This window comes from Flavobacterium piscis (assembly GCF_031457575.1).
GTDB lineage: Bacteria > Bacteroidota > Bacteroidia > Flavobacteriales > Flavobacteriaceae > Flavobacterium > Flavobacterium piscis_A.
Window position 1 is genome coordinate 83,902 of sequence record NZ_JAVDWQ010000014.1, and the last position, 26,212, is coordinate 110,113.

The 26,212-nt window shown below is 34.1% G+C and carries 23 protein-coding genes and 1 pseudogene; 23 read left to right on the forward strand and 1 reads right to left on the reverse strand.

Annotated features, from left to right (window positions below; all coding sequences use genetic code 11):
- Nucleotides 1-171: 171 nt before the first annotated feature.
- The 3 genes from J2W48_RS17720 (at nucleotide 172) to J2W48_RS17730 (ending at nucleotide 1,382) form a co-directional block, all read left to right on the forward strand.
- Entirely contained in the window at nucleotides 172-510 is a 339-nt protein-coding gene (locus tag J2W48_RS17720; RefSeq protein ID WP_310283032.1) for a hypothetical protein, read from the forward strand.
- A gap of 327 nt (nucleotides 511-837) precedes the next feature.
- Nucleotides 838-1,083 carry a type II toxin-antitoxin system ParD family antitoxin gene (locus tag J2W48_RS17725; protein ID WP_310283033.1) on the forward strand — a complete coding sequence of 82 codons (246 nt, stop codon included), beginning with the start codon at nucleotides 838-840 and terminating at the stop codon, nucleotides 1,081-1,083.
- Nucleotides 1,083-1,382, forward strand: a complete 300-nt coding sequence (locus tag J2W48_RS17730) for a type II toxin-antitoxin system RelE/ParE family toxin (RefSeq protein ID WP_310283034.1) — start codon at nucleotides 1,083-1,085, stop codon at nucleotides 1,380-1,382. The genes J2W48_RS17725 and J2W48_RS17730 overlap by 1 nt, the downstream gene beginning before the upstream one ends.
- A gap of 190 nt (nucleotides 1,383-1,572) precedes the next feature.
- Here the strand turns inward: J2W48_RS17730 and J2W48_RS23225 are convergent.
- Nucleotides 1,573-1,693, reverse strand: a pseudogene (locus J2W48_RS23225) (IS91 family transposase); the annotation flags it as partial.
- Nucleotides 1,694-2,228: 535 nt separating this feature from the next.
- On the opposite strand from J2W48_RS23225, the gene J2W48_RS17735 reads away from it, so the two are divergent.
- From J2W48_RS17735 to J2W48_RS17830, 20 genes are all read left to right on the forward strand, one after another.
- Nucleotides 2,229-2,807, forward strand: a complete 579-nt coding sequence (locus J2W48_RS17735; protein WP_310283035.1) for a suppressor of fused domain protein — start codon at nucleotides 2,229-2,231, stop codon at nucleotides 2,805-2,807.
- 322 nt (nucleotides 2,808-3,129) lie between these two features.
- Nucleotides 3,130-3,663 carry a hypothetical protein gene (locus J2W48_RS17740; protein WP_310283036.1) on the forward strand — a complete coding sequence of 178 codons (534 nt, stop codon included), beginning with the start codon at nucleotides 3,130-3,132 and terminating at the stop codon, nucleotides 3,661-3,663.
- A 318-nt stretch (nucleotides 3,664-3,981) separates the two neighbouring features.
- A complete protein-coding gene (locus J2W48_RS17745) occupies nucleotides 3,982-4,698 on the forward strand; it encodes a tetratricopeptide repeat protein (protein WP_310283037.1) in 717 nt (238 codons plus the stop codon).
- Nucleotides 4,699-4,809: 111 nt separating this feature from the next.
- Nucleotides 4,810-5,157 (forward strand): hypothetical protein, encoded by a 348-nt coding sequence (locus J2W48_RS17750; RefSeq protein WP_310283038.1) that lies wholly within the window; start codon nucleotides 4,810-4,812, stop codon nucleotides 5,155-5,157.
- A gap of 6 nt (nucleotides 5,158-5,163) precedes the next feature.
- A complete protein-coding gene (locus J2W48_RS17755; protein ID WP_310283039.1) occupies nucleotides 5,164-5,460 on the forward strand; it encodes a hypothetical protein in 297 nt (98 codons plus the stop codon).
- 215 nt (nucleotides 5,461-5,675) lie between these two features.
- Nucleotides 5,676-5,927 carry a type II toxin-antitoxin system ParD family antitoxin gene (locus J2W48_RS17760; RefSeq protein WP_310283040.1) on the forward strand — a complete coding sequence of 84 codons (252 nt, stop codon included), beginning with the start codon at nucleotides 5,676-5,678 and terminating at the stop codon, nucleotides 5,925-5,927.
- On the forward strand, nucleotides 5,920-6,213 hold the full coding sequence (locus J2W48_RS17765) for a type II toxin-antitoxin system RelE/ParE family toxin (RefSeq protein WP_310283041.1): 294 nt from the start codon (nucleotides 5,920-5,922) through the stop codon (nucleotides 6,211-6,213). Before J2W48_RS17760 ends, J2W48_RS17765 begins: the two co-directional genes overlap by 8 nt.
- A gap of 25 nt (nucleotides 6,214-6,238) precedes the next feature.
- A complete protein-coding gene (locus J2W48_RS17770; RefSeq protein WP_310283083.1) occupies nucleotides 6,239-6,499 on the forward strand; it encodes a type II toxin-antitoxin system RelE/ParE family toxin in 261 nt (86 codons plus the stop codon).
- A gap of 444 nt (nucleotides 6,500-6,943) precedes the next feature.
- Nucleotides 6,944-7,948 (forward strand): OmpA family protein, encoded by a 1,005-nt coding sequence (locus J2W48_RS17775; RefSeq protein ID WP_310283042.1) that lies wholly within the window; start codon nucleotides 6,944-6,946, stop codon nucleotides 7,946-7,948.
- 151 nt (nucleotides 7,949-8,099) lie between these two features.
- Nucleotides 8,100-8,621, forward strand: a complete 522-nt coding sequence (locus J2W48_RS17780) for an STM3941 family protein (RefSeq protein WP_310283043.1) — start codon at nucleotides 8,100-8,102, stop codon at nucleotides 8,619-8,621.
- 209 nt (nucleotides 8,622-8,830) lie between these two features.
- Nucleotides 8,831-9,448 (forward strand): class I SAM-dependent methyltransferase, encoded by a 618-nt coding sequence (locus J2W48_RS17785; protein ID WP_310283044.1) that lies wholly within the window; start codon nucleotides 8,831-8,833, stop codon nucleotides 9,446-9,448.
- Between the two features lie 538 nt (nucleotides 9,449-9,986).
- Nucleotides 9,987-10,523 carry a DUF2975 domain-containing protein gene (locus tag J2W48_RS17790; RefSeq protein ID WP_310283045.1) on the forward strand — a complete coding sequence of 179 codons (537 nt, stop codon included), beginning with the start codon at nucleotides 9,987-9,989 and terminating at the stop codon, nucleotides 10,521-10,523.
- Between the two features lie 3 nt (nucleotides 10,524-10,526).
- The gene (locus J2W48_RS17795; protein ID WP_310283046.1) at nucleotides 10,527-10,742 is read left to right on the forward strand and encodes a helix-turn-helix domain-containing protein; all 216 of its coding nucleotides are present in this window, start codon (nucleotides 10,527-10,529) and stop codon (nucleotides 10,740-10,742) included.
- 630 nt (nucleotides 10,743-11,372) lie between these two features.
- Nucleotides 11,373-13,544: an alpha-N-acetylglucosaminidase gene (locus J2W48_RS17800; RefSeq protein WP_310283047.1), complete on the forward strand. Its 2,172-nt coding sequence runs from the start codon at nucleotides 11,373-11,375 to the stop codon at nucleotides 13,542-13,544.
- Nucleotides 13,545-13,924: 380 nt separating this feature from the next.
- Entirely contained in the window at nucleotides 13,925-16,936 is a 3,012-nt protein-coding gene (locus J2W48_RS17805) for a SusC/RagA family TonB-linked outer membrane protein (protein WP_310283048.1), read from the forward strand.
- 18 nt (nucleotides 16,937-16,954) lie between these two features.
- Nucleotides 16,955-18,574, forward strand: coding sequence for a RagB/SusD family nutrient uptake outer membrane protein (locus J2W48_RS17810; RefSeq protein ID WP_310283049.1), 1,620 nt, complete (start codon nucleotides 16,955-16,957; stop codon nucleotides 18,572-18,574).
- 195 nt (nucleotides 18,575-18,769) lie between these two features.
- On the forward strand, nucleotides 18,770-21,079 hold the full coding sequence (locus J2W48_RS17815) for a GH92 family glycosyl hydrolase (protein WP_310283051.1): 2,310 nt from the start codon (nucleotides 18,770-18,772) through the stop codon (nucleotides 21,077-21,079).
- A gap of 191 nt (nucleotides 21,080-21,270) precedes the next feature.
- Nucleotides 21,271-23,544 carry a GH92 family glycosyl hydrolase gene (locus J2W48_RS17820; RefSeq protein ID WP_310283052.1) on the forward strand — a complete coding sequence of 758 codons (2,274 nt, stop codon included), beginning with the start codon at nucleotides 21,271-21,273 and terminating at the stop codon, nucleotides 23,542-23,544.
- 7 nt (nucleotides 23,545-23,551) lie between these two features.
- Complete coding sequence (locus tag J2W48_RS17825; protein ID WP_310283053.1) at nucleotides 23,552-24,121, forward strand: hypothetical protein; 570 nt, start codon at nucleotides 23,552-23,554, stop codon at nucleotides 24,119-24,121.
- A 79-nt stretch (nucleotides 24,122-24,200) separates the two neighbouring features.
- Nucleotides 24,201-25,997 (forward strand): hypothetical protein, encoded by a 1,797-nt coding sequence (locus tag J2W48_RS17830; RefSeq protein WP_310283054.1) that lies wholly within the window; start codon nucleotides 24,201-24,203, stop codon nucleotides 25,995-25,997.
- Nucleotides 25,998-26,212 lie beyond the last annotated feature (215 nt).

Genomic DNA, 26,212 nt, shown 5'->3' on the forward strand with positions numbered 1-26,212 from the left:
CGTTGACAGTAATTAACCCGCAGAATCGAGAAAATTATGCAAATTAAACTCTTTTTTATTCTTTTATTTAGTTGTTTATTAATTAGTTGTGACGGAACTTTGGGAGGTTTTGATAATAGAAATTTTGAAACGCCCAAACAGAATATTGAAAAAGCAATTGAAACTTTGCTTGTGAAAAATCCAGAACTTGAAATTCCCGAAAAATGGAATGACAATGATAATTGGAAAAAAAGAGGTTTCGGGTTTTTAGATACAAGAATTTTTTATTTTCAATCAGAGCCTGAAGAAATGTATTATGTATCATTTGTGGAAGATGGAAATGAAAAACAAAATAAAAATGGACCAACTATCTTAGCAATTCGTTCCGTCTTCACTAAAAGACATAATCAATGGCTAAAAGAAGAAGATTTTGACTATAATACAAAAGAACGAATAGAAAATAGATTTGACACTGAAATTATTTCAAAATTGGAAAAATACAGTGGATTAAAAGCAACTCGAAAACATTAAATACTGCCAACACACGCTACAAGCAATTTGGGTTTTAGGCTTAATTTGAAGTTGGTTTTGTATTTGGGGAAGATTTGACAAATCCGAATAATGGGCATAATTTAGTTCCAAACTGCTTGCAGCGCGGGAACGTCAGGCTGTGAAAAAACCTCTTTAAATCTAAAAAGTATTCGGAGGGCTACCTGATAAAAGTCTCAAATATGAGATTCTCATGAGGTCAATTTGAGTTTTTTCACAGACTGACGTTAGCAGTAACTTTTGCGTAAAAAACCGAAAAAAATTTGAATTTAATACCAGTTATTGGTATCTTTGGTAAAATTAAAAATTATGGCACGGAATACATCAATATTATTAGGAGACTATTTTGAAAACTTTATTAAAGAACAAATTTCTACAGGAAAATATAGTTCGGTAAGTGAGGTTGTGAGAACTGCTTTAAGAGTTTTTGAGCAAGAAGAAACTAAAACAAAATCTCTAATCAATGAACTAAAAATTGGTGAAAAGAGTAGTAAAATCAGAAAATTTGACCGCAATAAAAATCTTGAAATGCTAAAAGCTAATTTTCAAAAATAATGCCAAAGTATATAATTAGTGAAAAGGCATTAGAAGACATTAATAACATTTGGATTTATACGGCAGAAAATTGGTTTGTTGAACAAGCAGATCGATATTATAACTTAATCTTTGACGAAATTGAATATATCGTACATAATTTAGATATGGCTCTTGACGTTGGGAAAATTAGAAAATCATATAGATATTCAAAAGTAAAATCACATCTAATTTTCTTTAAAAAAGACAAAACAAATGAAATTGAAGTCGTTAGAGTTTTACACGAAAGAATGGATATTGAAAATAGATTAGGAGAATAAATAAAAAAAAGTTACTGCCAAAGCTAGAGTTTCGTTGTGTGCGTAGCACGAACAAGAAACTCGTGTTGAACGGAACCGCCCTACATTCATCCCTTATGGGGTTTCGGTAAATGAGTTATAAGAATTTCAAGAGGCTATTGCGCCTCTTTTTTTGCATCACTTTCCTGCACAAGTTCCCTTATCCGTAAAATCAATTTTCACAGGCAATAGAGTTTTGGCCACCGCCAAGATACCACTCAGGGGGACCGCGCTGGTCAAAAACAGTGATGCGGTACAGATTGCCTTTTTTACAACAGGGGGCATTTAGGCAAAAGCAAAAAGCGAAGCCCATAAACGCAGTGCCTGAAATAGGTCTGTGAAGGGATTTTGGACTTTTTTGAAGATAAAACAAGTAATCATGAACTTGTTCGGGATCTAACTCTGTAGGAAGTTTTCCGAAATAAAGGGTATAGAGGCAACATGGCGCGAATAATTATTAAAGGTGCTTTGGCTCCTGCCCAAAATCGAGACCGTACGCTCAAAACGATCTAATAAATCAATAAACCCGGACACTTCTCTTTTTGCCTGGTTGAGAATTTTGTTTCCCCTTAATTCTTCAACCGACTTTTTTTTTGTGACCATAATTATTATATTCGTAAGGTACAAAATCACAGGGAGTGCTACCGAAGGTTTAGTTCAACAGCACCTACCCAAAAGTGGCGGTTCAGTGGTTAAATCAAGCTTTGTGCTTCTATCAGAGTTTCTGCTTGGTGCCAGTGAAGTGCTTCGAAATCGCCACCTTCGGGTAGCTGAAAAACGTTAGTGGAAGGATATAACGACACCGCAGACAATAAACATATAAAGACTTTGATAACACAACAATCTAAAATATATACTGACCAACTTCGTCAGCATTATGAGAACTTCTTTGGTATTTCGGGACAGAAACTAATTTTAGAAAAAGGCCTGAAAGAGAAACTGGATCAGGACTTCTATGTTCTGGAATTTAAACCAAATGACCGTCACGATTTTTGGACTTATTGTTCCGTTGGTATGTCGCTTGCCAGACAAGATGATAACTTGATTGAAGTTTTTGTTTTTTCACCACGACAAGACCTCGCTCAAGTGGAGTTAATTACTGTTTGTGCTTCGTATCATCGCAATGGTTTGCCTTTAAACATTCATCATACAATCAATATTGGCAGACCTTGGCTTGACAACTCTAAATGCGACCATTGCTTTATTTCATTACCTTACCTTGACGGTGAAGAACTTGAATTATTTAGCTTCAACGACAGATTATACCATTGCTATTGGTTAATACCAATCACTGAAAAAGAAAGAGACTATAAAATTGACATGGGTTGCGAGGCATTGGAAGAACTTTTCGAGGACAAACAACTTGACTACCTAAAACCGGAAAGAGAATGTTTATTGATGAATTGAACGGAGTGGGCAAAACTCCAGCCACTAACAGCTACAACGGATTTGGGCAATAGGCTTAATGAAAAGTTGATTTGTATTTGGGATGATTTGCTTCGCCTGTTCGCTATCGCTCGGGTGGCAAATCCGAAGGAAGGGCTTAATTTAGTCCCAAATCCGTTGTAGTAGCGGGACGTCAGGCTGTGAAAAAACCTCTTTAAATTTAGAAAGTATTCGGAGGGCTACTGAGAAAAATCTCAAATATGAGATTCACATGAGGTCAATTTTAGTTTTTTCACAGACTGACGTTGTGCAACATTTATTCGAGATTTATACTAAACCAGAAATGAAAAAACTTTCAATATTTGTATTTATTCTATTTCTTATTTCCTGTAATAGTGGAAAAAATATTCAAATTGCCAGTTACAAAATCATAAAAACTGAAAATGAAAATTTAGAAATAGATTCAATTGAAATTTCGAAATTGCCAATTCATTTGAAAGCTTTAGCCGCATTTTTCGCAGCAATGGGCGGAACAAACTGTACAAACGATACATGCGAATTGACAACTGCACTTGGATTGAGTAAACAAGGTTCACAAAGTCAAATTGACTTGATTAAAACTTATTTTCCGAATGATAAAGTCGCAGAAACTCTTATCAAACAAGATTGTTATTTACGTCCAAGCGGAGCATCAACATTTTCAGATTTTGAATTTTTAAATATTATTGATTTAGGTCAGAATGTCAAAGTAGAATATAATCTTATGATTTACGATCATGGAGATGTAAAATACATAAAAGGTCCAGACTATTATACATTCCAGCAAACGATTTTTATGAAAACTAAGCGTAATTTATGGAAGCATATTGAGAAGTAAACGTCACACAACAGCAGGCAAGATCAATTGCCTTATTTTTTCTAACTGGAACATCGTCTTCACAAAAATTATTTATCTTCACCGAGAGAACTCAGCTTGCAGGCATCGGCAACTGCTCCTGCCCGCAACCGTTACCAGCAATTTTACCGCAAAAAACTAAAAACAGAAACTTAAATAAAAAAACTAATTCTTCTTTTATTAATTTTAAACATAAATTTAATATTTTCTCAAGATTACTTTGAAGGGAAGAGATTGTATTGTAAATCTGAAAATCCTGAAGCAATAAGATTATTTAATATTGGAATTGAAACACTTTTCTTGAATAGAACACTTGATAAAAAATATCTAAAAAAAACATCAGATGTTTTTTTTAGAGCATATAAAATTGATACTACTTTTTGCGATGCTATGTTTTTTACTGGATACACAATGAGGCTACTTGAAGAGAAAAATGCTTTAGTTTGTTATTATTTAGCTGACAGTTTAGCGAATAACCGAGCTATAGAATTTAAAACAAATTTAGCTGTCGAAGCACTTAGATTCGGAAATACTGAAGGTGTAAAATTGGCTCGAAAAAAATATGATGAAATAATAAAATTCTTTCCAGAAAATCCAGAAGGATATTATGGTTTTGGCGTGACTTCTCCAATGTTTGGAGATACCGAAAGGGGTTTAGAAAATATTAATATTGCAATAGAAAAATATGGGGAATCAAATTCAGAATTAAAAAGCGATGTAGTTTTTCTGAAAGGTGTTTTACTTACTTTGAACAAAAAATACGAAGAAGGATTAGATTATCTAAAAAAGAGTTTTTCAACATATAAAAAAGATGAAAACGTTAAAATTCATTATTCATTATGTTTACTTAAAGTTTCTGAAATTAAGAACGATGAAAAAATGAAACAAAAAGCATTAAAATTTTATGAAAAAATAGAAAATAAAGACCAAATTCCAGAAAATATAAAACCTCTGTTAAAATTTAAAAAAAAAACTGCTGGTAACTGGCGTTTAGCAAGATTGCGAATTTTGTTGTAAATTCACTCTTAGCTTTCGCAAGAATTTTTATCTTAATGTAAAATAAACGGTTAAGTTTGCAACCTCGCCAAGCGCCAGAACGTTAGTAAGCCAGTGACGACATCAACGAATATGAAATTTTGGGAATTGACATCAGCATTTAGAAGTGAAACGGACAATTTAAAAACTGTTCTTGAAAAACCTATTTGGACAAAATACAAAACTTATTTTGACAACTTTGATTCATTAGTTAAAAGACAAGACAGAAAAATATTAGATGAAGAAATTCCATTCGACTTGGCTTACGAAGTTTGTCAACTAAGTAAAATTAAGTTTTGGCTTTATTACAAACGGCATCCGCACCTACTGACAACTTGGAAGCAAGGAATTGACGAGCCATTTGAAGAGGTTTCCGCACTCGACATCTTGACAAGATTTGGTGGCTCTTTCATAGAAGAGACATTGGAGAGAAGTGTGTGAGACGTTATGCCAAGACAACTCGCCAATGAGATTGAAGTTTTGGGTTCGTTTGATTTGACAAATGTTGGTATGCTTGCAATTTTGAGAACGGAAAATTCTGCACTAAGTGTAAACGACAAACTTTGTTCTCATGACAATTTAAGACAATGGAAGGTGATTAAAGAAGCTGTAATGACTGTTAGCCCGTTTACAGCGCAATTAAAAATGGACAGCCAAAAGGAACAAGGAATAAGACAATATATAATTAAACCAACAATTGGAACTGATAAACCAATTCCGACAGAAATTTTAACATTAAAATAGATTGAGGAAAGGTCAACCGCTAACCAAATGTTTATGTCAGTTTGGGACTCAGTGTAAATTTAACGTTTTGTTTTCTCAATTTCGTTCAGCAACGTGGGACAGTGCGAGCTTCGAAAACCCAAACCGGCATAAACATAAACGTTATGTGAGATTCCAAAAAAATCCGTAATAATTTGACAAGTTACCATTTTTTGGTAACTTAGCTAAAAAAAATTATGGGACGAAATACTTCTATATCGCTTGGTAATCATTTCGAAAGTTTTATTGAACACAGTGTAAATGATGGAAGATTCAATAATGCAAGTGAAGTTGTCAGAGCCGGTCTTCGTCTTTTAGAAGATGAGGAAAATAAAATTATAGCTTTAAGAAAGGCGATCAATGAGGGAATTGAAAGTGGACGTGCAGTAGATTTTGATGCTAAAAAACATCTTGACGTTTTAAAAGCAAGAAAAAAATCAAATGGCTAAATATTATTTAACAAATAAAGTTGTTGATGACTTGTCTGAAATTTGGGATTATACAATCGAAACTTGGTCTGAAATGCAAGCTGAAAAGTATTATGATTTACTTTTGGCATCATGTGATGATTTAGCAAATAATCCAAAACTTGGTAGAAACTATGATATAGTAACGAAAGGAATGTTAGGTTTTAAATCAGGTGAACATATTATCTTCTACTCAATTATATCAAAGAACGAAATAGAAATCGCAAGAATTCTTCATGGCATGATCGATTTAAAAAGTAAACTATAAGGAACCTCACATAACAGCTACGGACATTAATAACATTTGGATTTATACGGCAGAAAATTGGTTTGTTGAACAAGCAGATCGATATTATAACTTAATCTTTGACGAAATTGAATATATCGTACATAATTTAGATATGGCTCGTGACGTTGGGAAAATTAGAAAATCATATAGATATTCAAAAGTAAAATCACATCTAATTTTCTTTAAAAAAGACAAAACAAATGAAATTGAAGTCGTTAGAGTTTTACATGAAAGAATGGATATTGAAAATAGATTAGGAGAATAAATAAAAAAAAGTTACTGCCAACAGCTAGAGTTTCGTTGTGTGCGTAGCACGAACAAGAAACTCGTGTTGAACGGAACCGCCCTACATTCATCTTTCACTTGAAGTTTTCCTGTAAAACCCCGCTGTATCTTTTTATCCGCAAAAAAAGCGGATAAAAAGGATGCCGCTTCAAACGAAGTTCACTGAACTCCAATTATAAATAAAATTAAGTGAAGTAATCAGGGCAGTAGTTTTCATAAAACCAACATCATGAAATAGTTTTTCAGACTATTAATATTCAATAAATAAAAAATCCTTTTGATGATTTGTAAGAAAAAATAAATACATTTGAAAAAGAATAATATGAAACAAACCTTCGCATATACATCCAAATTTAGGTAGATTGGCGAATGTTTGTTTCGCTTATATAAGTTGTAGCCAATTATAACATTAAAAACAGATATTATGACAAAATTTTTTTATACTTTTTTATTTATAACAATTGTTTCCTGTAAGAGTGAGAATAACAAAGAAAACCCTGCTGACATAAATCCGACTAACATTGAAAAGATTGAAACCAATAGTAATTCTGAAATTAGCGGGCTTGATATTAATTCTATTCCGATTTCCAGTAAAAATATAGATAATATTATCTTTTTTGATTTACCAAAGGGTTATGTTTTTGATCAACCTAAAAATATTTCAGATTATGACCAATTTGCTTTTTTTGTGTCAACTGATGAATATATATTAAAAGAGGGAGAACTTTTTCAAAGTAGAGTTTCTACTATTGATAACAAAACCTTTTCATTTTTAGAATTACTACGTAACCTTGAAAGTATTATCATTGACCAACTAGAAGGAAAAAAGATATTTGAGGGGAAATTAAACAGTGAAAAGGTTAATGATTTAAGGGAAAAAGTTCAAATGTATAATTATCCTGGCTATGGCTTTTTAGGATACACTGATTCTTATGTTTATTTAATAAAAAATAAGGACAAAGAAAATTGGATTCATGTAGCAAAAACAGATGATAACATGAGTATAGGTTTGGCAGTATTGCAAACGAAAACTTTAGATATAACTGCGAAAATTAAAACTGCAAAAGAAATTGAAAATGAATTGATAAATAATGGAAAAACAGTATTATACATCAATTTTGAAACCAATAAATCAGTTTTATCAAGAGAAGGGGAAGAAGCAGTTAATCAAATAGCACAAACCTTACATAATAATAGCTCGCTAAAGATTTCAATTGAAGGACACACAGATAATAATGGCAGCAAGGAATATAATCAGGAATTGTCTGAAAATAGAGCCAAAAGTGTTAAAAACGAGCTGATGTCAAAAAATATTTCTAAAGATAGATTAGAAAGCATAGGATTTGGTCAGGCAAAACCATTAGTTGAGAATAACAATGAGGAAAACAAAGCTAAAAACCGCAGAGTTGAATTAATAAGAATAAAATAACCGGCTACAACACCATATTGGCTTGAGTACCGAATTTGAGGGTCAGGTTTCTAAGTAAACTTTGGGGATAAACCAAATGGCTTGATTATAGAAATCTACGCCTTCGCAAGTTTGGAAACGTTAGCAGAATGGTAAATAGGAAAAAACTTAAATGAGAGAAATTAAACTTTACAAATGCCCTATTAAATCGCTAAGATTATTGTTTTTGTACTCTCTTTTTGTGATTCCAAGTATTTGGTCCCTAATAAACGAAAAAGAAACTAAGTTTATTTTTTGGTTTTGCTTATGCTTCTTTGGAATTGGTTTTTTGATTAGTATTTTTAATACTCTCGACAGAAGAGTTCAAATAATTATTACTGAAGTTGGAATTTGGGACCGAAGTATAAATCAAGAATTGATAAAATGGGAATATATACAAAACGCATATGATATTGAAGTTCATAAGCAGGTCTTTATTTCTATAAAAACTGATGAAAGATTTGTAATGAAAAAGAAATTATATAAATGGGCAAACAATTTAAATCAAAAAATTGGAGCGCAAAAAATAAATCTGAATCTAAGTTATATAAAAGTTGATTTAGAAAAAATGATAACTTTTATAAATATTATGAAAACAGAAAAAATTGAAGAAAGAGAAAAACTAATCGAATTATACAAAAATAGAATTAAATAAAGCCACTACCGCGAACAGCTACAACGGATTTCGGCAATTGGCTTAATGAAAAGTTGGTTTTGTATTTGGGATGATTTGCTTCGCCTGTTCGCTATCGCTTGGGTGGCAAATGCGAAAATAGCGCTTAGTTTAGTCTTAAACTCACTGATTTGCAGTACATTAGAATAAATACTTGAAGAAAAAATCGGAACTAAAAGAAAATCTAAAATATGGAAACAACTAGAAAAAATCATTGGGAAACAGTTTACGAAACTAAAAACCCGAACGAAGTAAGTTGGACTCAAGAAATTCCGAAAACTTCATTAGATTTTATAAAATCGTTTGATTTAACAAAGAAATCTAAAATCATTGATATTGGTGGCGGAGATAGTAAACTTGTAGATTTTCTAATCGAAGGAGGTTTTGAGAATATAACTGTTTTAGATATTTCCGCAAAAGCAATCGAGAAAGCAAAAGCACGATTAGGAGTAAATGCAGAAAAAGTAAATTGGGTTGTAAGTGATATAACAGAATTTGAACCAAATGAAACTTTTGAAGTTTGGCACGACAGAGCAACTTTTCATTTCTTGACGAGTGAAGAGCAAATTCAAAAATATATGGAAACTGCACGAAAATCAGTTTCAGGATATTTAACAGTTGGAACCTTTTCTGAAAACGGACCGAAAAAATGTAGCGGTTTAGACATAAAACAATATAGCGAAGAAACATTAACCGCCGAAATGGAGAATGGATTTGAAAAAATAAAATGTGTAACCGAAGACCATACAACTCCTTTTGAAACAAAACAGAATTTTATTTTTTGTAGTTTTAAGCGACAACTAAACTAACCAAAAGGGCTATCTGCCAACACACGCTACAAGCAATTTGGGTTTTAGACTTAATATTCAAGAATTAAATTTTTTAGTAGAGCATAAATTCGTTTCTAAAAAATCATTTGTAAATTTTTCGTTTTACAAGAAGGACATTTGGATAAAAAGGGTTTTCTATCCACCTTTTCCAATACTTCACTTGGAGTTTTCCTGTAAATCCCCGCTGTATCTTTTTATCCGCAAAAAAAAGCGGATAAAAAGGATGCCGCTTCAAACGAAGTTCACTGAACTCCAATTATAAATAAAATTAAGTGAAGTAATCAGGGCAGATGCTTTCATGATATCATTAGGGAATTACTGGTAAAACCCATGAAACATATCCTGAATCAACTTGGTATTTTAGTGTAAGACTTCCATAAATTCTTTAAAGAATAAAATAACAAACAACTTTGAAATATTTTAGTAATCTATAATTATTGTTTGAATATAAATATATATTTATTGTTTATCAATAATTATTTATTATATTTGTGATGTAATTTAACTTCTAACAATTATGCCAAAAACAAATAACATCGTATTTAAAGGCTTACATATTGTAGCTTGGGTCATCTTCGTTGGCTTGTGTATTGAGGCTGGAGGTTTGATAGTCAATTTTATTTTCAGTCTTTATAAACCTGAATTTGTCCAAAATCTTTATCAAAAGTTGGACATAAGTGAAATGTATGAGCGTAGTAAATGGGCTTTTTTCAGCATGTATAGTTTTATACTTGTCATAGCGATTTTGAAAGCTGTCCTATTTTATGTAGTCATCAGATTAGTGAGCAAAATTGATTTGTCAAAACCATTCAACAGCTTTGTTTCGAGACAAATTTCACAAATTAGTTACTACACTCTTTCAATTGGACTATTAAGTTACATAGCCCGACAGTCAGCTAAGAATTTAGTGCATCGTGGTTTTGTTACTGACAACTTAAATCAGTTTTGGGCAGATAGTCAAGCATTTATTTTGATGGCGGCTGTAATCTACGTTATTGCGACTATCTTCAAAAAAGGAATAGATATTCAAAACGAAAACGATTTAACTGTTTAAGCTATGCCTATAATTGTAAACTTAGATGTGATGATGGCAAAACGGAAAATTTCTCTGAATGAACTTTCTGAAAGAGTTGATTTGACATTATCTAATCTTTCTATCTTAAAAACTGGAAAAGCGAAAGCAATTCGTTTTAGTACCTTAGACTCAATATGTAAAGCATTAGACTGCCAGCCAGGTGATATTTTGGAATACGTAAGTGACGAAAAAAGCTAACCCTGCTTCACGAAATGTTCCTCATGAAAAGCTGGCAAATGATGTCCCTGACCTTGCGTAATTTTTTTATGCTCTTGTAAATTCTAAATCTCTTAAAAGGCTCTCGACTTTTTTTCAAGAGTTCCTAAATGGTTATGAGATAAATTAGTTGTTTTATAAAAAAAAGAAGTTGATAAAGAAAGCTATATAATTCGTGCCCCAATCGCTCTGATATGCGTAACGATAGCGCGGAAATTTTTTCCATATTTTTACACTTTGTGTAAACCTATTTTAGGACAAGACACTGTCTAATTCCTTCAGTTTAATTGACTACATAACCCGTTAAAAGCTATAAATCATTGTAATCCCAGGCAAGTCAGAAACTTTCGGGATAAAATAATGCGCAATATGTCTATAGTTTTGAATAATGCGTCCATCTTTTAGAAATACATTATTTATAATTTTATCTTCAATTCAGCATCTAAATTTATTACAGATGTCTGAATAAAACTTTATAAGTGTTATCAAAAATGTTGGCTTTTAATTTTGTGTTAGTTTGAGTTAGTTAAAAAGGGAGATGAATTAAGTATTATCTCCCTAATTTTTTATGTCAGTTTTTAAAAATTAATGATTTAATAAATATACGTTTATATGAGAAGTGAGAGTTTGAAAATTAAAAGTTACCATATTATTCCTTTGTTTATAGTGCTGTTTTTTTTAGCGCCTAAAGTACATTGCCAAAATGAGGAAAATGTAAAAAGTTCAAAAACTGTAATTGAAAGACTTATTGGTAATCGTGCAGATGAGTTTGATTTAAGTATTATTGAAAACAAAGATCAAATTAATTCGGATAAGTTTGAAGTGGCAACAATAGGGAAACGTGTAAAAATTTCAGGGACATCTAATACTACGATTTGTTATGCTGCCTACACTTTTCTTAGGGATATTGGTGCTGTTTCAGTTAGTTGGGAAGGAAACCGAATTAATTTGCCTAAGGCCTGGCCAAAGTATTCCAAAAAAGAAGCTACCCCTTTTAAATACAGAAAATATCTAAATGCCTGTACATTTGGTTATACCACTCCCTGGTGGGACTGGGAACGTTGGGAACAAGAAATAGACTGGATGGCGCTTCACGGGATTAATTTGCCTACAGCACTGGAAGGACAGGAAGCAGTCTGGCAACAATTATGGAAAGAGTATGGACTAACGGACAGTCAATTGCAAGCACATTTTACAGGACCGGCATTTTTACCCTGGCAGAGAATGGGAAACATAAATAGTCTTGAAGGACCTTTGCCCCAAGAGTGGATAAATAAAAAAGAGAACGTTCAAAAAAAGATATTGCAAAAGATGCGGACATTAGGCATGCACCCTGTTGTACCCGCTTTTAGTGGCTATGTGCCAAAAGCATTTGCAGAGAAACATCCTAATTCAAAAATCAGTGAATTGAAATCCTGGTCCGGAGGAGGTTTTGAAAGCACTTATTTACTGGATCCAAATGACCCTTTGTTTAAAGAAATTGGAAAACGTTTTATAGAAATTTATACGAAAGTATATGGGAAATCGGATTTTTATTTAGCTGATTCTTTCAATGAAATCACGCCGCCAGTTTCTGAAGCACACAAATATGAGGAACTATCAGATTATGGAAATACCATTTTTGAAACCATTAATGAAGCTTCTCCAGGCGCAACCTGGGTTATGCAAGGATGGTTATTTGGTGACAATAAAGAGTTCTGGACTAAAGAAGCTACTAAAGCTTTTCTTAGTAAAGTACCTAATGACAGGATGATCATTCAGGATTATGCAAACGACAGGTATAAAGTATGGGAAAATCAGGAAGCCTTTTATGGAAAACAATGGTCGTATGGTTATGTACATAATTATGGAGGGTCTAATCCTGTTTACGGAGATTTAAATTTTTACAGAAACGAACTTATATACGTATTAAAAAATTCTAATAAGGGTAATGTTGTGGGGTATGGCGTAATGCCGGAAGGCTTGCATAATAACTCAATCGTTTATGAATATATTTATGATCTTCCGTGGACACAAGGAAGAGAATCGGTAAATGACTGGCTGCTGAAACACCTGAATGCCAGATACGGAAAAAAAACTTCTGCACCGGTTTTCCAGGCATGGCAACTGTTGACAGAGTCAATGTATAGCACTAAATATTGGGAAACCCGTTGGTGGAATGACAGGGCAGGAGCCTATTTATTATTTAAAAGACCAACACTCAAAATAACAGAATTTAAAGGAAATCCCGGAGATAAGGAAAAGCAAAAACAGGCTCTGGATATTTTGAAAAAAGAAGCTAAAAATTTCGATAAAAAAAGCCTTTACTCTTATGATTTAATTGATGTATCAAGACATTATTACTCACTTTGTATTGACGATTTATTAATGGAATGTGTAACTGCCTATGGGCTGAAAGACATAAAAAGAGGAGATGAATTAGTTAAAAAAATAGAGAGACAGTCCTTAGATATAGATGATATGATGTCTGGACAACCCTTGAATAGTTTGAATTATTGGCTGAAATCTGCCTGGGATTACGGAAGTTCTCCGGTTGAATCAAAACTATATTTAAAAAATGCAAAAACATTAATAACACTTTGGGGCGGAGAAGGACATTTAAATGATTATGCCTCCAGATCATGGCGTGGAATGTACAAAGGTTTTTATTGGCCTAGATGGAAAATGTTTTTACAGGCACAAAGAGAATCCATAATCAATAATACACCATTTGATGAATTGAAGGTGAGAGAATCAATTAAACAATGGGAAATAAAATGGAGTGAAAGTAAAGAAATGTATTAGTAGAAATTATTATCAATATTTAATCAAAAAAATATAGCAATGTTAAAAGGGATTTAAAAATATTAGTAATGTGTTTTAAAATCCAATAGTAACTTCCAAATCTACAGCCAATAAAATAGGATGTTGCTGTAAAAAGGGAAAGCAAAGTTAATCTGTTATTTTTATTGAAACCCGGAGTTGGGTTTTCAGGGGCAGTTAGCAGTGTAATGAATATATTAGTAAGACTTTAATTATAGATTATAAAAAAGATATACTGCAAAAGCCCCGATTTCATTGACTTTACTAAAAATATCCATGTTTCTGAATAAACTGTCCATTTCTTAACATTTCTTTAATAGTAATTTCGTTTTAACTATTTTAACCAATTAACTAAAATAAATATGGAAAAACTTAAGCTTTTATTGTTAGCCTTTTTTCTAGGTCTTTCAATTAATTCATGGGCACAGAAAACAGAAGTGTCCGGAGTAATTTTAGATGAAAAGAATTTACCCCTCCCAGCGGCTAATATTCTTGAAAAAGGTACTACTAATAGTGTAGTCACAGATTTTGATGGTAAATTCAGAATGTCCGTTTCAAATCCTAATGCGGTACTGCTTGTATCCTTTCTTGGATTCACAGATCAAACTGTTAAATTAGACGGAGCAAAAACAAATTTGACAATTAAATTAACTTCTGCTACTAACGCTTTAGAGCAAGTTGTAGTGGTAGGTTACGGAAAAGGATCCCGTAAAAATTTGACAACATCTGTAACTTCTATCAAAGCAGATGAATTAAACAGAGGGGCAATAAGTGATGTTGGACAATTGCTGCAAGGTAAGGTGTCTGGTCTTAATATCTCATCAAGTGGAGATCCTACAAGAACGGCTTCGGTAGTTTTACGTGGAGCCTCTACATTAAATAGTTCCCAGGGACCATTTTATGTTATTGATGGTGTTCCGGGAGTTGATATTTCTGTTATTTCTCCTGATGACATTGCCACTATTGATGTATTAAAAGATGCTGCTGCAACTGCAATTTATGGTAACCGTGCCGCCAATGGAGTAATTATGGTTACTACCAAAAGAGGAAGTAAAGACAGAACTCAAATTGCTTACAATGGTTATGTCGGCTGGGAAGAAGTTTCCAATCAGCTTGATATGATGGATGCAAACCAGCTGAGAGCGTTTACTACAAAAAATAATTTGAACTTTACTCCCGAGAATGACAAAGGTGCCAATACAAACTGGCAGAAAGAAATTTTGAGACCAGAAAGAGCTCAGTCAAGCAGCCATAACTTATCGATGAGCGGTGGCGGTCAACATGGTAATTATACAGCGAGTATTACATCTCTTAACAAAGAAGGAGTTCTTTTAAAAAGTGATTTTTCCCGTATAATCGCCCGTTTGTCTGTAGAGCAATTTGCATTTGATGATAAAGTTAAATTTGGCCTGAATGTTACCAATTCTAATAGCAAATATGTAAATGTCCCACAACGTAATACGGTACTTTTGCAGGCGGCAAGTCATCTTCCTGTTTCTCCGGTAAGAAATGCTGATGGATCTTTTTTCGAAAACTTTGTTAGCACAGGATATTTTAATCCGGTAGCTTTAATCGAGCATGGAACTGACGAAACAAAAACAAATAATCTTGTTGGTAATCTTACTGCAGAAGTAAAACTTCCTTTTGGATTTACGTATAACTTAAACCTGGCACACCAAAAACTTACTTCTGCACATGGTGAGTTCTATGATAGCTATTATTCACAATACAATAGTGCCAATTTCTACAATAACCCAGATCCGCCTCAAACAAAAACATTAATCAATTTTGGTGTAAACGGTTCTGCATTGAGAAACAATTATGAAAACACTAATAATATTATTGAGAGTTTCTTAACCTGGGATAAAACACTGGGAGTTCATAAGATAAAAGCTGTTTTGGGATATTCCTGGCAGGAGAATACATTGGGAGACGGATTTCAGGCTACGGCAACAAATTTCCCAGTAGACAATGTTGGTTACAATAACCTGGCACTTAGTAACTATACATCAGTGAATGGTTATGTTGTGAATTTTGGAGACAGCAGAGCATACCAAAAAACACGTTTGATAGGTGAGTTTGCACGTTTAAATTACAATTATAAAGATAAATACCTCTTACAGGGAACGATTAGAAGAGATGGAGGTTCTGTATTTGGAGCCAATAATCGCTGGGGTTATTTCCCTTCTGTAGGTGCTGCCTGGAGAGTTGATAAAGAAGGTTTTATGAAGGACCAGCAGCTCTTTAGTGACTTAAAATTCCGTGCCAGTTATGGTGTTACAGGAAACTCTTCAGGATTTAATGCTTATACTGCCCAGTTCATTTCCGGAAGTTTAGGAACTTTTTATTATAATGGACAACAAATTGGAGCATACGGACCTAATCAGGCTGCGAACCCGGATTTGAAATGGGAAAAAACTGCTACCACAAATATTGGGGTTGATTTTGGATTGTTTAATGGAAAAATCACTGGTTCTGTTGATTTATATGACAAGAAAACAACAGACATGATTTTTAATTATGCTGTTAACCCAGTGCTTGTACCAGTAGGAACAATTGTAGCAAACGGAGGAGCAATGTCTAACAAAGGTATAGAGATAAGTTTAGGCGCAACTCCTGTTAAGACAGCCAATTTTACCTGGTCAACGAATTTGAATTTAGCAAGCAACAAAAATGAAATTGTTAAATTAACAAATCCTTTCTTCATTGGTGGTGATTCTATTCGAAGAGTACAGCCAGACGGAGGAGGGCAAACCGGAAGTACGTTACAAATTTTTAAAGAAGGAAAACCTCTTGGTCAGTTCTTCACGCTTCAATATGCAGGGAAAAATGATGCAGGTGTTTCTCAATATGTAGCAAAAGATGGCAGTTTGACTACAACTCCGGCTATTGGTACTGACTATCACTATGCAGGAAGCGCACAGCCAAAAGTATTATTAGGATGGGGAAATAATTTTCAATACAAAAAATTTGATTTGAATATTTTCTTCAGAGGGGTTTTTGGTAATAAAATTTTCAATGCTACCCGAGCCGATTTATTCAGACCTAGTACTGCAATGACTACTAACATCTTAGCGGATGCAAGTGAGGAATCACCAAATGACCTTAACGCCTATAGATATTCATCTCGCTTTATAGAAGACGGAAGCTATCTTAGATTAGATAATATGACTTTGGGCTATAATTTTGGAAAAGTGAGCAAATTTATTCAGAGTGTTCGTGTATATCAAACAATAAACAACCTGTTTGTGATTACCAAATATTCAGGAATTGATCCGGAAGTAGAACAAGGAGGGACAGCTCCGGGTGTAGATTCAAATAACTTCTATCCAAAAACCAGAACATTTATGTTTGGTTTAAACGTGATATTCTAAAATTAAATTGAAAAAATTATGAAAAATATATTAAAATATTTAGGAATTCCAGTACTTATGCTTGGTCTGTTCTCATCATGTGAAGATCTGGATGTGCCAATTACCACACAACTTACTCCGGAAGTTTTTCCTCAGAACTCCACACAATATATACAGACTACAGGTCCCGTTTATTCAGCTTTCCGTGGTGATTTTTCATTCTCCTGGTGGTGGACACAATCATTATCTACAGACGAGGCTATTCTGCCTGCAAGAGGAGGTAACTGGTTTGATAACAGAAACTATATTGCGATGCATTATCATGACTGGACAGCAGATAATGGTATCGTAGGAAGTCTTTGGGATTGGTCGTCTAAAGTAGTAGGGATCAGTAATCAGACTATTTCAATTCTAAATCAGGCAATGCCGGAGGGTGCAGAAAAAGCAACTTTGATTTCTGAGGTAAAAACAATGCGTGCCATCTCTTATTTTATGTTAATGGACAATTATGGAGGGGTACCATTGGATACTGTTTATGGAGATTTTAACTCTCGCGCCAAATCGAGCAGAATTGAAGTATTTAATTTTATCGAAAAAGAATTAAAAAAAGCGATACCTAATTTGAATCCGGCATCCGGAATTACAACTTATGGAAGACCTAATAAGCAAACAGCAAACGCATTGCTTGCCAAATTGTACCTGAATGCAGAGGTTTACACGGGAACGCAGCGTTATAATGATTGTATTGCGGCTTGTGATCAGGTAATTGGTTCTGGTTTATATAATATTGAACAAAGAGCAACCTATCTTCAAATGTTTTATCCAAATAATGGTCCGCAAATGAAGGAATTTATTTTTGCGGTTCCTTACGATCCTTCTGCTGTAACGGTTGGTTTCAACGGGCAAATGTTTCATTCGCGTTATGATGTGCCACGTTCTTTAAGAGCTAAGTTTGGCCTCGCTTTTACACCTAGTGCACCCAGAAGCACCCTGGCATCATTTTACGCTTATTTTGATGATCCTAATGATATTCGTAACAGACAATGGTTAACAGGATTGCAATACATGAATGATGGGGTTACTCCTGTAATGGTTACTACAACAAAAAAAGGATATGACCAGTTTTATACCGGGGCTGATGGTGGTGCAGCTTACACGTATCATGTAAATTTAACACCTGATATTATACCCCGCCAAAATCCTGAATTATTTGATTTAGGAAATGATGAAATTGCCTGGAACATGGGATACAGAAATATTAAATTTTATCCTGATAATACTTCAACAAGCCGTAACCAAAATAATGACGTACCTTTTTTACGTTACTCAGATGTAATTTTGATGAAAGCTGAAGCTATCCTTCGAGGTGGTGGTGAAACTTTAGGACAAACTCCTGTAGCATTGGTAAATATGGTTCGTTCAAATCGTACAACTTCTGCTGCATGGAGCAGTGTAACACTCGAAGAACTTTATAAAGAAAGAAGCCGTGAATTTGCGCAGGAAGCATGGCACAGAAACGACATGATCCGATTTGGAAAATATGAAGGGCAATGGGGATATAAAACAAATGCTGAGACTTACCGTCGTGTTTTCCCAATTCCAACAAATGCAAGGGTTTTAAACCCTGCCTTAACCCAGAACGATGGTTATCCAAACTAATTAAATACCACTAGATTGCAAAAGGAGAGGAAGATAAAAATTCTTCTCCTTTTTATTAAAACTTGATTTTTTCAGCTGATTTAAAAATCATGTATTCAAACTTTTGAATGTAGCGTGTTTTTAGGTGCTTAACCAATTCAGCACAAACAATATTACTGCCCTGCCAATACAATAGAATAGAATAGAATAGAATAGATGAGACTAAATAATATTTATAAAATTGGACGCATTGGAATAAGTTTAGCTCTTGTTTTTTTAGTGTCATGCAAAGCCGAAAAAAATACTGCTTTCAAAAAGAAAGAATTAGTAAATAGGGTCTATCCTTGGCTTGATACCGAAAATTCGCGCTGGTTTTTCTTTTCTTCTGCAAGTCGTCCATTTGGTATGGTGAATTTAAATCCCGATACAGAAATTAAGGGTGACTGGGGAGGCGGATACAAATATACAACAGATACCGTAAAAGGTTTTAGTCATATTCATGAATGGCAAATGTCCGGACTTTCTGTTATGCCGGTAACGGTTACAAAGGAAAATAGTTCAACTATCTTTTCAGATTTTTATTCTCAATTTAGTCATGAGTCTGAAAAAATATTTCCGGGTTATCATTCTTTGTTACTCAACAGGTATCAGATAAAAGCGGAATTGACCAGCACAAAAAGAGTAGGATTTCATCAATATACTTTTCCGGTTAATGCACAAAAAGGGATTCTTTTTAATTTAAATACAATCCTGGGACCTTGTGAAAATACAAATGGAATACTGAAAAAGGACAATAATTATGAACTTTCAGGATCATTGGTATTAAATACTAATTTCAGACGTCCGAAACCCTTAACCGTATTTTTTAAAATTAAACTTAATAAGCCTGTTACCTCGATAGAGCGTAATACCAGTACGGGTAATTATTTGGTTAATTTTGCAAAATCGGATAAAAAAATAATAATGAAAGCGGGCATTTCGTACACTTCTGTTGAAAATGCCGCAACTAATATTCAGGAAGAATTGCCTCACTGGGATTTTGATAAGGTTGTTACCGACTCAAGAAATGAATGGAATAGTTTATTAGGCAGGATCAAGATTGAAGGCGGAACAGAAACCGACCAAAGAAGATTTTATACGGATCTCTGGCACGCTTTGCAGGGACGAAAAATCATTAGTGATGTAAATGGTGCCTATCCTGATAATACAGGAGAAAAATTCAGAATTGGACAATTACCGCTTAATTCAGATGGAAAACCAAAATTTAATCATTACAATTCAGATGCATTTTGGGGAGCGCAATGGACAATAAATACGCTGTGGGGACTTGTTTATCCTGAAATAATGGAGGAATTTGTACACTCATTAATGCAATATTATAAAGATGGAGGTATGATACCGCGAGGTCCTTCGGGTGGGAATGATACCTATGTTATGACAGGCGCTTCAACTACGCCTTTTATTGTAACAGCGATTCAAAAAGGGATTGTAAAAGAGGATTTGGAAGCTATTTATTTGGCATTGAAAAAAAATCATATGCTAAATGGTATTATGGGAAAAGCGGGATATGAACATAATACAAATAGTGGAGGAGGATTGAAATATTATATGGAGAAAGGTTTTGTTCCGTATCCACTTCCTGAGGGTGATTTTGGAAGCCATCAGGACGGAGCAAGCCAGACTTTGGAATATGCTTATCAGGATTGGACTCTGGCACAATTGGCTAAAAAATTAAATCATGAAGAAGATTTTAATTATTTTATGGTCAGATCTAAAAACTATCAAAATGTTTTTGACAAAACAACAGGATGGATGCGCCCTAAAGATGTGAACGGAAAATGGCGTGAAAATTTTGATCCGTATCAATATGAAAATGGTTTTATAGAATCGAATAGTGCGCAGTCAACCTGGTTTGTGCCTCATGATATTGATGGATTGGCAGAATTAATTGGCGGAAAGGAAATAGCTGCAGCAAAATTAAACACTCAGTTTGAAACAGCTCAAAAATTAAAATTTACTTCGGGAACGTCGCATGATGCCGAATTACATCCTGAGTTTAGCCGTATTCCGATAAATTTTGGAAACCAGCCATCTATACAGACATCTTATATTTTTAATTTATTGGGAAGACCTGATTTAACACAATATTGGACCAGAAATGTGGTAAAAGAAACTTTTAGCGGATTATCTCCGGCTACAGGTTATAACGGAGATGAGGATCAGGGATTAATGGGAAGTTTAAATGTATTGCTTAAAATTGGCTTATTTCAAATGAACGGAGGAACTGATGAAAATCCCGTTTACCAAATCGGAAGTCCAATTTTTAATAAAATAGAAATTGAGCTGAATCCAAAATATTATGCAGGCAAAAAGTTTATAATCAATGCTCCTGACAACAGCCCGGAAAACATTTTCATAAAAGAAATAAAATACAATAATGTGCCTGTAAAAGATTATAATATTTCTCACGAGAAAATTACCGGTGGAGGAGAACTAATTTTAGAAATGTCGAGTACGTCCAAGTAGTAATACCAAATTTAATGTAATGGTCATTCTGAGTTTAGTCGAAGTTTTTTACCACGAAAGAACTTCGACTCTCAGCCTGACATACTACTTTCATCCTGAGTTAATTATCATTCAAATGACTTTGACTTCGATTGATTGGAAATAAAACTTTAAAAATGCCAACAAACAGTGTTAAAGAAATAAAATAAACAATGAAAATATATAGCAAAATTATACTTTTAGGCATATCATTATTCTTTACAATTACCATACATGCCCAGCAAAAAGTTCACGCTTACGTAGATCCCATGATTGGATCAGAAGGTGATGGGCGGGTTTTTATTGGTCCTTCATGTCCCTACGGAATGGTAAAACCAAGTCCGGATTGTACGGTAAGTCCAAATAGCGGATGGCTGCCATTGCCAAAAGAAGTAACTGGTTTCAGTCAGGTTCATGTGAGTGGGACCGGTGGCGGACCTAAATATGGAAACATTCAGATTATGCCTTTTTCCGGCGCTTTGGATAAACTGGATCAAACTTCATACAGAGAAAAAGAAAACGTAAAGTTGGGCTATTATGAAACGGTTTTCAAAGAAAATAATATCAAAACAGAAATAACCACAGCCGAAAAAGCCTCTTTTTATCGTATTACGTATCCTAAAAATGTCTCAAAAGATTTAAAGATCGATCCGGGTTTTTTTCTGGGAGAAAATCCTGTACCTGATTCCAGAGAATCCCAGCAATTTGTAGGTTCTCAAATCGAAATTGTTTCAGATACTGAAGTCAGGGGATATAGCAGAATCAGAGGCGGCTGGAATAACGGCCGTGCCTATACTGTTTACTTTTGGGCAGTTTTTGACCAGCCAATAGCTAAATATGTTACCTGGAAGGATGGAAAGTTTTACAGCAACCAGGCCACTCAGTTTGATTCAGGAAAAAAAACGGCTGCACTGCTTTCTTTTGGAAAAGACGGAAAACAGGAGTTAAATATTAAAATTGGGATTTCTTTTTTAAGTGAATTAAAAGCTAAAAATAATATTGAAGTTGAAATTCCGCATTGGAATTTCGATACCGTTTTAGCTGACTTAGAAAATAAATGGGAGCAGCTATTAAGCCGAATTAAACTGTCAGCTGATACTTCAGAAGAATATAAGAAAATGTTTTACACAGGTTTGTATCATACCATGATAATGCCGGTAAACAGAACAGGAGAAAATCCGTTATGGACAAATGATGAACCTTATTATGATGATTTTTATTGTATTTGGGATACTTTTCGAACTTCCAGCCCATTGATTACATTAGTTGACCCAAAACGTCAGGTTGAAATTGTCAATGCGATGTTGAATATTTACAAACGTGAAGGGTATTTGCCGGAAGGCAGAAGCGGTAATGATAATGGTCGTACCCAAGGGGGGTCGAATGCAGAAACAGTTATTGCTGATGCTTTTGTAAAGAACTTAAAAGGAATTGATTATGAACTGGCATTGAAAGCGATGCTTAAAGATGCAGAAGTTCCTCCGGGAGGCAATGAAGAAAAAGAAGGCAGGGGAGGATTAACAGAATATTTGCGATTAGGTTATGTTCCGTTTGGCATCGACCGCGCAGGAAATCGTACTATGGATTATGCGTATAACGACTATAATATTGCTACAGTTGCCAAAGGTCTAAATTATACTGCTATTTATGACAGATACATAAAACAATCAGAATACTGGAAAAATTTGTGGCGTGCCGATTATGAAAATAATGGTGCAAAAGGATTTATTATGCCTAAAGACGCCTCCGGAAAATGGCTGGACGATGTTGTTTTTGGGGAATCAAAAATTCAGAAACCAACCTATAAATATACGCCAACAATTACAGAATCTCCTTGGTATGTGTGCCATTGGTGCGTGTTTTTTTATGAAGGAACTTCTTGGGAATATTCGTTAAGTGTTCCTCATGATATTCCGGCAGTTGTTGCAAAATCCGGCGGTGATCTGGCTTTCAAAAACAGATTGGATACTTTTTTTGATGCTAAATTATACGATGTTTCCAATGAACCTTCTTTTCTGGCACCTACTATGTATCACTGGATCGGAAAACCGCATTTAAGCAGTGACAGAATCAGATCGATTATTAAAGAAAATTTCAATGCTTCGCCTGTAGGTTTGCCGGGTAATGATGATTCTGGTGCTATGTCTTCCTGGCTGGCTTTTCATATGATGGGACTGTATCCAAATGCAGGTCAGTCTTATTATTTATTGAATACGCCGTTAATTAAGGAGACAATTTTACAGTTGGAAGAAGGCAAAAGTTTTAAAATTACCGCTAAAAAAATGAGTGATAAAAACAGGTACATCAAATCAGCTTTGTTAAACGGAAAACCATACAACAAAGCCTGGATTTTACACGATGATATTGTAAAAGGAGGCGAATTGATTTTCGAAATGGATTCAAAACCTTCAGCCTGGGGAACTACTATTTTACCACCAACAAAATAAGCAACCGATGAAAAAAACAATTATAACACTCTTTTTTTGTGCCCTATATCAAATGATGTCCGCACAAGGTTATATTCCCACAATTAAAAATAATACCGAATTACACTATATCTGTAAGCTGCATGGTCAGACAAGAACCTTGACACTGACTACCAAAACGACTAAAGACACGCTTATATTCAATTTAAATACAAAAGGTGTCAAAAACAGCACAATCGCAATTAGCCAGGAAGCATTGAAAAAAGGGAATGCATTAAGCTATAATCAAGGTGAAGATTTAGAGGTTGTAGTCTTAAAACCCACAGAAACCTTTTTTATGATTTCGCAATCAGCGTATCAGGATTTACTAAAAAACAATCAGTTCATTTATAATAATACAACATATCTTTTAGAAAAAAATAAAGCCGAAAACAATGTTGTAATTGAAGGGAAATCAGTAGAAACCTTGCATGTAATCGCTCAGATTGATGAGACCGAAATGTGGATCGTAAAAAATCCGGAATTCCCTCTTATTTGTAAAGTAACGAAAAGTCCATTAGGGATAAATTGGACATTAATGAAAATAGTTGATAAATAAGACATACCTATACTTGTTTAACTAATAAGACCTAACAGGTTTTAAAAACCTTTTAGGTCTCTGTTGAAAAAATATCCATATGAAACATCAAATGAGCCGTGGAGAATTTATCAAACTAGGAAGCCTGACATTAGCAGGAGCTTTGGTTAGTGATGTTGTTTTTGCAAATGACCTGTTATCAAACAACAGCATTGTCAAAGAAGATACTGAATTAATGAAAAAGCTCATTTTGAATAATGATGCCAAAGTTAAAAGTATATTGAATAAAGCCCCGTTTGATCCAACCATTAAACTCAGTAGTTTTCGTGGCGTAGCAAGTACGATAACCGCCATGACTGCTTCGATGTGCAATCCCGGTTCTGAATATTATAAGTCTAAACTTTTGGTAGAAAAACTGAATAAGGCTACAGCTATTTTATTAAAAGAGCAATACGAAGACGGAACTTTAGATGCGAGTGGAAACAGGCAATCCCCACCGGACACCGCCTTTATTTTAGAATATATTTGTCCGGCTGCTACTATATTAAAAAGTAATAAAGAAGCTGATTTAGTGCCGTTGAAAAATAAATTGAAAAAGTTTATTCTGAATGCAGGGGAAGCAATGGTAACAGGAGGCGTTCATACGCCTAATCACAGATGGGTTATTTGTGCTGCTTTGGCAAATATTAACTCATTATATCCAGACGTAAGATATGTTCGAAGAATTGATGAATGGCTGGCCGAGGGAATTTATATAAATGATGACGGACATTATTCTGAGAGAAGCGGAATTTACTCTGCAGTTATTGATAAAGCGTTAATTACAATGGCAAGACTGTTGAACAGACCGCAGTTATTAGAGATAGTCAAGAAAAACCTGATAACTTATTTTTATTATACAGAACCCAATGGCGATTTGGTTACGGTTGATTCTAAAAGACAGGACCAGTTTATGAATTTAAAAGCCAATAACTTTTATTTGCCTTATCGATATATGGCAATCCGTACGGGTAATCCAATGTTTGCGTATATGGTAGATATTATTGAAAATCTCCCCGAATTTATCAATGATATTCTACCAAATTCGCTGGCTTTCTTTATGGAAAACGAGGTGCTACGCAAACAAATTCCCGTTGAAGGAAAAGTTGCAAATGATTTTGAGAAGTTTTTTGCAATTTCAAATTTAGCCAGAATCAGACGAGGGAAAACTTCTGCAACACTATTTGGCGGAAATGATAAACCGATAATGATTGTTTCAGGAAGATCTTCGAATCCGAATTTTTTGATGTACCGAAAAGGAGATGCAATCTTAAAATACATGCGGCTTTCGACTTCGTTTTTCAGGATGGGATATTTTAGCAGTGACGGAATCGTAAAAGAAGGTAATAAATACATTTTAAAAGAAACCAAAGAAGCCGATTATTACCAGCCGCTTACAGAAGAATTTCGCAGGACCGACGGAGATTATAAATTATCTGAGTCACAGGATGGGCGATTTTGGAATAAAATGGACTTTGATTCGCGAATAAAAAGTAACGAAAAAAAACAAATTACGGTAATTGAGGTTACAGAAAATAACGGAACGCTGAGTTTGGATTTTAAAATCGATGGGCCTCCAAATGTTGAAGTGACTATCGAAATGTGTTTTAAGGAAGGAAGCAGTATGACAGGAGCAGCATTGGATGAAAAAAAGAATTATTTCTTAAAATCGGGGACAGGAGAACTTTCTATGGGAGAAGATGTTATACAATTTGGCCCTGGAAAATGTGAACATTTGAACATAGAAAATCTGGATAGCGAGCAGTATACCTATCATCAGGGCAGTTTACGGACAAACGGAGAGCATGTTTACATTACAGGATATACGCCATTCAGGCATATGATGACAATTTCTTAATAGTTTGTAAGTGCATTCATAATTTAAAATTTTTAAACACAAATTACACGAATTTTCACAAATTTTATTAATTCTTAAAATTGAATTATAAGAATTGCAGGATATTTTAGGAATGGGTGCAATAAAGCAGATTGAAATTCGTGTGAATTTGTGAAATCCGTGTTTAACTTTTTTAAAAAGCGAATTTTTTAATATTATATAAAATGTTGGTGTAT